13 protein-coding genes are annotated in these 8,820 nt (G+C 68.7%); 5 read left to right on the top strand and 8 right to left on the bottom strand.

Features of this window, described 5'->3' with window-relative positions:
* On the top strand, window positions 1–215 hold a 215-nt coding region (locus Q0C81_RS09385; RefSeq protein WP_291836824.1), incomplete at its 5' end, for a hypothetical protein.
* A 193-nt stretch (window positions 216–408) separates the two neighbouring features.
* Here the strand turns inward: Q0C81_RS09385 and Q0C81_RS09380 are convergent.
* A complete protein-coding gene (locus Q0C81_RS09380; protein WP_291836822.1) occupies window positions 409–813 on the bottom strand; it encodes a helix-turn-helix domain-containing protein in 405 nt (134 codons plus the stop codon).
* Between the two features lie 56 nt (window positions 814–869).
* On the opposite strand from Q0C81_RS09380, the gene Q0C81_RS09375 reads away from it, so the two are divergent.
* From Q0C81_RS09375 to Q0C81_RS09360, 4 genes are all read left to right on the top strand, one after another.
* On the top strand, window positions 870–1,196 hold the full coding sequence (locus Q0C81_RS09375) for a nuclear transport factor 2 family protein (protein WP_291836820.1): 327 nt from the start codon (window positions 870–872) through the stop codon (window positions 1,194–1,196).
* A complete protein-coding gene (locus Q0C81_RS09370; RefSeq protein WP_291836818.1) occupies window positions 1,193–1,984 on the top strand; it encodes an SDR family oxidoreductase in 792 nt (263 codons plus the stop codon). Before Q0C81_RS09375 ends, Q0C81_RS09370 begins: the two co-directional genes overlap by 4 nt.
* A 271-nt stretch (window positions 1,985–2,255) precedes the next feature.
* The gene (locus Q0C81_RS09365; RefSeq protein ID WP_291836816.1) at window positions 2,256–3,044 is read left to right on the top strand and encodes an alpha/beta hydrolase; all 789 of its coding nucleotides are present in this window, start codon (window positions 2,256–2,258) and stop codon (window positions 3,042–3,044) included.
* A gap of 149 nt (window positions 3,045–3,193) precedes the next feature.
* A complete protein-coding gene (locus Q0C81_RS09360; RefSeq protein WP_291836814.1) occupies window positions 3,194–4,924 on the top strand; it encodes a class I adenylate-forming enzyme family protein in 1,731 nt (576 codons plus the stop codon).
* Between the two features lie 137 nt (window positions 4,925–5,061).
* Here the strand turns inward: Q0C81_RS09360 and Q0C81_RS09355 are convergent, their stop codons facing one another.
* The 7 genes from Q0C81_RS09355 to Q0C81_RS09325 form a co-directional block, all read right to left on the bottom strand.
* Window positions 5,062–5,520 (bottom strand): chemotaxis protein CheE, encoded by a 459-nt coding sequence (locus Q0C81_RS09355; protein WP_291836812.1) that lies wholly within the window; start codon window positions 5,518–5,520, stop codon window positions 5,062–5,064.
* Entirely contained in the window at window positions 5,517–6,128 is a 612-nt protein-coding gene (locus tag Q0C81_RS09350; protein WP_291836810.1) for a response regulator, read from the bottom strand. Before Q0C81_RS09350 ends, Q0C81_RS09355 begins: the two co-directional genes overlap by 4 nt.
* A gap of 4 nt (window positions 6,129–6,132) precedes the next feature.
* Window positions 6,133–6,483, bottom strand: a complete 351-nt coding sequence (locus tag Q0C81_RS09345; protein WP_291836808.1) for a hypothetical protein — start codon at window positions 6,481–6,483, stop codon at window positions 6,133–6,135.
* Entirely contained in the window at window positions 6,483–7,034 is a 552-nt protein-coding gene (locus tag Q0C81_RS09340; protein WP_291836805.1) for a chemotaxis protein CheD, read from the bottom strand. Before Q0C81_RS09340 ends, Q0C81_RS09345 begins: the two co-directional genes overlap by 1 nt.
* The gene (locus tag Q0C81_RS09335; protein WP_291836802.1) at window positions 7,031–7,420 is read right to left on the bottom strand and encodes a response regulator; all 390 of its coding nucleotides are present in this window, start codon (window positions 7,418–7,420) and stop codon (window positions 7,031–7,033) included. Before Q0C81_RS09335 ends, Q0C81_RS09340 begins: the two co-directional genes overlap by 4 nt.
* Window positions 7,421–7,430: 10 nt before the next feature.
* Entirely contained in the window at window positions 7,431–8,483 is a 1,053-nt protein-coding gene (locus tag Q0C81_RS09330; protein WP_291836800.1) for a chemotaxis response regulator protein-glutamate methylesterase, read from the bottom strand.
* Window positions 8,480–8,820, bottom strand: a 341-nt coding sequence (locus Q0C81_RS09325; RefSeq protein WP_291836798.1) for a CheR family methyltransferase, incomplete at its 5' end; no start/stop codon positions are given. The genes Q0C81_RS09325 and Q0C81_RS09330, both read right to left, overlap by 4 nt.

The following is an 8,820-nucleotide window of genomic DNA, read 5'->3' as shown; positions in this document are numbered from 1 at the left end:
ACGACATACGATTTACTGAACTGATGCAATTCAATGATCGCTATATGCTGGGTGGAGAAATGAGATCTCGTCTCGATGGGGAGGCGTTCAGGCACACGAAGGCGCACCGGACAGTTGTTCAACCGTTAGACAGAATGGTCAAAGCCTGCATCTGGTTACGCGAGGACGCTGATCGTCTGATCGCCGAGATAAGCCACCAACGAAGTCAAGGCTGAGCTTCGGCGGGGGGCAGAACTGAGTCGGTGCTTAGGAGCTTATGGCCCGTTTGAGTCGACAGGAACGAACTTGGGTCGACTCTGACGCTAAGCTATTTTTCAGAAATACCTTCTGGTAAACAATCGGATAGCTATATCATCCAGAGTCGATGTGATCGAGCATCTACATCGAACATCTGCTCGCCCCGTTCGGCTAGCTCCTCTCTGTCTCGATCAGGCGATCACGGACGTCGAGAGGCGCAGCTTCGGCCCAGGTCAGGAGCTTGTCGAGCACAGGGCAGAGCGACTGGCCCCATTCCGTAAGGTGATACTCGACCTTGGGCGGGACCTGGGGATGGACGATCCGGGCCACCACTCCGTCAAGTTCGAGCTGTCGCAGTTGCTGGATCAGCATCTTCTGCGACACGCCCGGTATCGCCCGTTCCAGCTCCGAGAACCGGCGGACGTTCGACCCGAAGAGCTGGAACAGGATCACCAGCTTCCATCGCCCCTCCAGAATCCGGATGACGTTCTGCGCGCTTGAGGCCGCCGTCCACGGCGTGTAGTCGATGCGCTCACCTTCAGGTGAGTACCTTACTTTTTCGTCCGTACTTGCCATCTTCGCAGCTTATTTCCAGTTTGGGTCCCAGGCAACCACCCGAACCGGAGAGCCACATGGCCACCGCCCTTCCCAAGCCCATAGCCGACTATGTCGCGGCTAATGCCCGCCTCGATCCTGAGGGAATGTTGCGGCCATTCGCCCCCGACGGCGTCGTGCAAGACGACGGCGGAGAGCACCGAGGCCATGCCGAACTCCGGACCTGGATCCAGGACGCGACCATCGCCGCCCGGGCGATCTTCACCCCTGAAACGCATCGCGAGGAGAATGGCCAGGTGGTCGTCGACGGCGTGACCAGCGGCGACTTCAAGGGCAGTCCGCTACGGTTCACCCTGCGCTTTACGCTTAAGGGCGACGTCATCCGCGCCCTGGAGATCGGATGACCATGCCCCGTCCGGATCCCACCGAGTTTGAAGGCCGACGCATCCTCGTCACCGCCGGCACCAAGGGCGCCGGCCGGGCGACCGTGCAGCGCTTCCTGGCCGGCGGCGCCCGCGTGATCACCGCCGCCCGCGCCACGCCGGACAGCCTCGACGGAGTCGAGTTCATCCAGGCCGATCTGGCGGCGCCTGACGGTTGCGAGACCCTGGCCGACGCGGCCATGAGCCGGCTGGGCGGCGTCGATGTCCTGGTTCACGTCGTGGGCGGGTCGTCATCGCCGGCAGGCGGCTTTTCGGCCCTGACCGACGACCACTGGCGGGCAGAGTTCGATATCAACCTGATGCCGGCGGTTCGCCTTGATCGCCTGCTGGTCCCGCAGATGATCGCGCGCGGCTCCGGAGCCGTCATCCACGTCTCATCGATCCAGGGGCGGCTGCCGCTGCCTGACTCCACCACAGCCTACGCCGCGGCCAAGGCGGCGCTGACAACCTACAGCAAGGCGCTGTCCAAGGAGGTTGGCCCGAAAGGCGTGCGGGTCAATGTCGTCTCCCCCGGCTGGATCATGACCGAGGCGGCGGGGCGACTGCTCGAACGGATCGCCGAGGGTACGGGCGGCACGATCGAGGACGCCCGACAGAGCGTGCTCGCGGGCCTGGGTGGCATCCCGCTGGGTCGCCCCGCCGAGCCCGAAGAGATCGCCGAGCTGATCGCCTTCCTCGCCTCGGACCGGGCGTCGTCCATCCACGGTGGCGACTACGTCATCGACGGAGGGACCATACCGACGGTTTGACGTCGTGGACGCCCCATCGATCCGACAGAAGTCAGGCTTGCGACGCCGCTCGCCGCCCAGGGGCACAGCTGATCTTCCATTGGAACGGGCCCGGAGCGGGCGGTCATGACGGCATCCAGTCCTGCGATACGGCGCAACCTATATCGCGACAACTATTCGCTTGACAACAAACCCGCCCTCATCGATACGTTCATTTATCGCGATAAAAGTTGTCGCGGGACTTTCTTCCCCGCGCGGTCAGCGCCGCTCACACCATCGACAGGAGACCACCATGATCACGTTCCGCAACATCCTCCTCGCCGCCGTCGGCGCCGCCAGCATCGGCGGAGCCGCCCAGGCCCAGTCCGTTCAACACATCCCCGTGGATCAAAGCGTCCGCAACGTCGTGCTGGTGCACGGCGCCTTCGCCGACGGCTCCGGCTGGCGCGGGGTCTATGATGACCTCACCGCCCGAGGCTACCGAGTGACGATCGTCCAGAACCCGTTGACCTCGCTGGCCGATGACGTGGCGGCGACGCGGCGCGCCATCGCCCGCCAGGAGGGCGGCGTCATCCTGGTCGGCCATTCCTGGGGCGGCGTGGTGATCACCGAGGCGGGCGTGGACGACAAGGTGAAGGGTCTGGTCTATGTCTCGGCCCTGACCCCGGACGTGGGCGAGACGGCCGGCGACCAGTACGAAGGCTTTGGCATCCCCTCGACCTTCGTCATCGACACCCAGGCCGACGGCTTCGGCTTCATCAACCCCGAGCGCTTCCAGGAAGGCTTCGCCGCTGACGTGAATGACGCGGACGCCGCCTTCATGCGCGACTCTCAGGTGCCGATCGCAATGTCGGTCTTTGGAACGCCGGTGACCCAAGCCGCTTGGAGAACACGTCCGAGCTGGTTCATCGTCGCCACGGAGGACGCGGCAATCGCCCCGGCCATGCTTCGCCAGCAGGCGCGCAAGATCGGCGCCGAAGTGCGCGAGATCGAGGCCAGCCACGTTCCGATGGTGTCCCGGCCGCACGAGGTCGCCGACGTGATCGATCAGGCGGCGCGGAGCACTGGCCGCAATCAGTAAACCGAGGGCACGGGCGGAGCGCCAGGCTCCGCCCGTTTCCGACTCCGCCTTGCTGCGACCAACTGAACCTTGATCAGTTGCGGTAATCGGGGTCAGTGTGGCGCCAGACCAGACCGCGCAAAGCGGCGGACCCGACCAGGAAGCGCCAGATGACCGAAACCACCACACGCCCGTGGCCCGCCCTGCCCCTGGCCCACGCGACCGCCGCCCTGACCGCGCCGGGCTCGCCGTTCGAGGTCGTCGACGCCGTGATCGAGGGGCGGCCCTACCGGATCTGGAAGAACGCGCCGCTGACGCTGCTGCACAGCTTCATGGCCGGACGCCAGTGGGGCGGCCGGACCTTCATCGTCTACGGCGATGAACGGGTGTCGTACGAGGCCTTCGCGAGAGCCACCCTGGCGCTGGCCGCGGACCTGAAGGCGCGCGGGCTGAAGAAGGGCGACCGGGTCGCCATCGCCATGCGCAACCTGCCGGAATGGCCCGTGGCCTTCTTCGCCGCCGCCCTGTGCGGCGCCGTCGCCACGCCGCTGAACGCCTGGTGGACCGGGGCGGAGCTGGCCTACGGACTGGCGGACTCGGGCAGCACGGTCGCCATCGTCGACATCGAGCGGCTGGAACGGATCGCGCCCCACCTGCCGGAGCTGACGGCCCTGGCCGACGTGCTGGTCTGCCGCGGAACCGAGGCGGTCGGCGATCCGCGCGTGCGCCGGCTGGAGGCCGTCATCGGCGCCCCGGCGACCTGGGCGGACCTGCCCGCGGGCGAGATGCCCGGCGTGCCGCTGGACCCCGAGGATCCGGCGGCGATCTTCTACACCTCCGGCACCACCGGCTTCCCCAAGGGGGCGCTGGGCACCCATCGGAACGCCGGCTGCGGCGCGGTGGCGGGGCTGTATTCCTATGTCCGCAGCTTCGTGCGCCGGGGCGAGGCGCCGCCGACGCCGGACCCGGCGGCCCCGGCCAAGGTCGGACTGGTGTCCATTCCCTTCTTCCACACGACCGGCTGCAACGCCCTGCTGCTGCCCGCGCTGGTGACGGGGCAGACGCTGGTCTGCCAGCGCCGGTTCGACGCCGCCGAGGCGCTGATGCTGATCGAGCGGGAGAAGATCAACCTGATCGGCGGGGTGCCGACGGTGGCGATCCAGCTGCTGCAGCATCCGGACCGGGACAAATACGACCTGTCCTCGCTGGAGACCGTGACCTACGGCGGGGCGGCGGCGCCGACGGACCTGGTGCGCCAGATCGCCGACCGGACCAGCGCCTCGCCGGGATCGGGCTGGGGCATGACCGAGACCTCGGCCACCCACACCCATCATTTCGGCGAGGACTACGTCAACCGCCCCGACAGCTGCGGCCCGGCCATGCCGGTCAGCGCGATCAAGGTGGTCGGTCCGGACGGCGCGGACCTGCCGGCGGGCGAGGTCGGCGAGCTGCTGGCCTATGGGCCCAATGTGGTCAAGGGCTACTGGAACCGGCCGGAGGAGACCGCCGCGACCTTCGTCGACGGCTGGGTGCGCACCGGCGACCTGGCGCGGATCGATGAGGAGGGCTTCTGCTTCATCGTCGATCGCAAGAAGGACATCATCATCCGCGGCGGCGAGAACATCTACTGCCAGGAGGTCGAGGCGGTGCTGTTCGACCACCCGGCGGTGGCCGAGGCCGCGCTGATCGCCCGGCCGCATCCGGTGCTGGGCGAGGAGCCGGTGGCCGTGGTCTCGCTGGCGCCCGGCCAGACGGTGGACGCGGCGACGCTGAAGGCGCTGACGGCGGCGCGGCTGGCGGCGTTCAAGACGCCGGTGGAGATCTTCGTGATCGACGGCCCCCTGCCCCGCAACGCGGCGGGCAAGGTGGTCAAGGCCGAGCTGAAGGCGAGGTTCGGATAGTAAATCTTCCTCCCCTCATGGGGAGGGTGGACCGCGAAGCGGGACGGGTGGGGAACGGCGGCGAACCGAAATTCCCCACCCTGTCGTCGCTTCGCGCCGACATCCCTCCCCACTTCGGGGGAGGGAGAAAACTGGCCTCACGCCGCCGCCGTGAACGCGCCCAGCACGCTGCGGAGCCCCGCCAGCAGGATGTCGGACTCGGCCCCGGCCTTGCAGCCGCCCGTATGGATCAGGCGCAGAGCCTTCACATGCACCTCGACCGCCGGCCAGTTCCACGGCGCGGGGGCGCGCATGCGGTCGCTGAGGTCGCACAGGCTGTAGCCGGCGCTGTACAGCGGTCCGGTGTCGAAGAAGCCGGCCAGGTCGACCAGGGCGGCGGCCAGCACGTAGACCCGTTCCCGGCCCTCCGGCGCGGCGGCCACGCACAGATCCTCCAGCTGGCCGATCAGGCGGCCGAGGTCGGCCATGATGTCGGCCTTGTGGCTCTGCAGGCCGGCCTCGGCCAGGCGCTGGGCGTCGGCGATGGTGCGACCGCCCGGCCGTTCCAGCTGCTTCGCCAGCGAGCTCTTGATCTTCGTCGTGCGCACTTGGGTCACAGGGCCACCCGCATGGGTTTCATCAGCATGTCGATATCGGACTGATCCATGTTCGCCTCGGCCGGTTCGCCCACGTGGGTGGACAGGTCGCCGGCGCGGCGGCCGGGCTCGCCGAGCGGCGGGCCGAAATTGCGCACCCGGCGGTCGGGGCCGACGTAGGTCTCGCACTCCACGAACTCGCGCTCGTCGCCGCCCAGCCACAGGATCCGGCGCAGCAGCACCGTCGGGGTCAGGGGCTTGGCGACCACGAAGCTGGCGCCGCAGTCGCGGCTCTTCTGGATGCTGGACTGGGCCGCGTGGCCGGTCAGCATGATCACCGGCGTGTGGCGGGTCGGCGCGGGGGTCTCGCGGCGCAGCCAGCGGGTGAAGTCATAGCCGTCCATCTCGGGCATCGAGCAGTCGACCAGGATCAGGTCGACGGCGCGGCGCTTGACGATCTCGGCCGCCTCGGCCGCGCTCTCGCACTTGATCTGCTCCTTCACGCCGAAGCCGTGGAAGATCGAGCTGAGCATATCCAGCGACTTGGGATTGTCGTCGATCAGCAGGACCGTCGAGTGCTCGAGGTTGACCCGGGTGTTGGCGGCGGACTGGGAGGAAGCGGCGGACATGGGATCAGTCGAACAGCAGGACATCGCCCGAGGCGGGCGGCGGGTGGGCGGCGACAGCGGGCGACGCAGGCGTCTCGCCCTTCAGTCGGCCGGCCATATCGGCCAGCAGGACGGTGGAGACGGCGTCGGCCGAGGTCTGGCCATCAGACAGGCCGTGCAGGACGCCCGCCACGGCGTCGAGGCGCTGGATCAGCACGTCCAGCGCCTGGGCGTCGGTCAGGGCCTCGGCCCGGTCCTCGGCGGGAAGGCGGCGCACCAGGTCGGAAACGAGGGTGGACATGCGGTCCACGCCCGCGCGGACGTCGCCGATCTCGGCGGCCAGGGCGGCCAGCAGGGCAGGCGCGTCCGCGGGCATCAGAACAGCTCCAGTTCGCCGCCGGCGACCACCGGCGGAAGAATGGGCGCGGGACGCGTCGGGACGGTGGCGGCGTCGGTCACGCCGCGCTGCAGGGCGCGGCCGCTGACGGGCCAATAGTGCAGCCGGCGTCCGCCGGCGCCGCGCAAGCTGCCGCCGATGACGCGGATGCCTTCGTCGCGCAGGAAGCGTTCGGCGAAGTCGGCGTTGGCCATGCCCACATCGCGCAGGCTGTCGAACATGCGGCCGCCGCCGAACAGCTTGGCCTCCAGCCGCTCGCGGCGAGCGCCCGCCTTGATCAGCTCGTTGATCAGCAGCTCCATCGCATAGGCGCCGTAACGGCGGCCCGCGTCTGTCCCGGCGCCCGCGCCGTCCGGCAGCAGGAAGTGGTTCATGCCGCCGACGCCGGCCACAGGATCGGTCAGGCAGGCGGCGACGCAGGAGCCCAGCACCGTGGTCAGCATGACCGACGGATCGGCCGTCACATGGTGCTCGCCCTGGCCGACGTGGATGCGGATCTCGCCGCGGTCCGAAGACTGGGCGGGGGTCATGTCAGCGGTCCGAACACGCCTTCCAGCTTCTCTTTCAGCTGGGCGACGGTGAAGGGTTTGACCAGGTAGTTGTTGACGCCGAACTGGACCGCGCGCTGGACCAGTTCGCGGTCGGCGCGGCCGGTCAGCATGATGAAGGCCGTGGTCTGGATCGGCGGGTGGGCGCGGATGGCGCGCAGCAGGCCCAGGCCGTCCAGGTTCGGCATGTTGAAGTCCGAGATCACCAGATGGACGGGCTTGGTCACGACCTCCCGCAGGGCGATCTCGCCGTCCGCGGCCTCACGAATTTCGCGCACGCCGAGCTGCTGCAGGCTGTTGCGGACCAGCGAACGCATCGTCAGCTGGTCATCAACCACAAGGACATTCAGGGCGGCGGCGGAGGGCATGCGGAATCCTTCAGGCGGCAGGCGTTACGGCGCGGGGGGACGCGGCGCAGAGGTCGAGAATGGCGGGACGGAGGCGGTGAAGCGGGAGCTGGCGCTCGACGGCGCCGATCTCATGGGCGGCGCGCGGCATGCCGTAGACGACCGAGGAATTCTCGTCCTGGCCCAGCGTCCGGGCTCCGGCGGCGCGCATGGCCAGCAGGCCCTGGGCCCCATCCTTGCCCATGCCGGTGAGGATGACGCCGGTCATGGGACGGCCCAGGCGGGCGACCGAGTGGAACAGGACATCGACCGATGGACGGTGGCCGTTGACGGTCTCGCTGCGCACCAGGCGGCAACGCGGGGAGGCGCCGGAGACTTCCAGATGAGCCTCGCCGCCGGGAGCGATGTAGACGTGGCCGGGCTTCACCGGCGCGCCGTCCTCGGCCTCGGAGACGGTCGGGGCGCAGACCTTGTCCAGGCGGGCGGCGAAGCTCTTGGTGAAGGTCGCCGGCATGTGCTGGGTGATGACCGTGGCCGGGCAGTCGGCGGGGAAGCCCTGCAGGATGGTCAGCAGGGCCTCGACGCCGCCGGTCGAGGCGCCGATGGCCAGGACATGGTTCGGATCCGGACGATAGTCGGTATCGACCGGCGGTGGCGCCGCGGGCGCGTCGCCCCGAGCGCGGACGCGCGAGCGGCCGGCGGTCTTCACCTTGGTCGCCAGCTCGGCGAAGGCGGTGGCGGCGGGGGTGCCGTCCATGGGTTTCCCGATCGCGTCGACCGCGCCCATTTCCAGCGCCGCGACGGTCGTCTCGGCCCCGGCCTGGGTCAGGGTCGAAACCATGACCACCGGCATCGGCCGCAGGCGCATGATCTTCTCGAGGAACTCCAGCCCATTCATGTTGGGCATCTCGACGTCGAGGGTGATGACGTCCGGGTTCAGCCGCTTGATCGCCTCGCGGGCCTCGAGCGGATCGGCGGCCGAGCCGACGACCTCGATCTCGGGATCGCGGCGCAGGGCGGCCGTCAGCAGCCCCCGCATGGTGGGGCTGTCGTCGACGACCAGGACGGTGACCGGACGGCTCATGCGGCGGTCCCGAGCTGGTAGGTGGTCAGGCCGCTGGTCTGCAGGCGGGACATCGCCGCGCCGGCGACCCGTTCGGAGTGGCCGATGTAGAGGGTGGCGCCCGGGTTCATCAGCGGGGTGAACCGGTTCCAGACCTTCTCCTGCGTGGCGTCGTCGAAATAGATGACCACGTTGCGGCAGAAGATGACGTCGAACTTGCCCTTCATCGGCCAGTCGCCGATCAGGTTCAGCTCCTTGAACGACACCAGACGCTTCAGCTGGGCCCCGGCGGTCCAGTTTCCGCGGTCGGCGCGGTAGAAATATTTGCGCCACAGGGTGACGGGCGCGGGCTCCAGCG

It is taken from the genome of Brevundimonas sp., from assembly GCF_023259385.1.
Classification (GTDB): Bacteria; Pseudomonadota; Alphaproteobacteria; order Caulobacterales; family Caulobacteraceae; genus Brevundimonas.
This window is presented reverse-complemented; position numbering and strand designations above follow the sequence as displayed.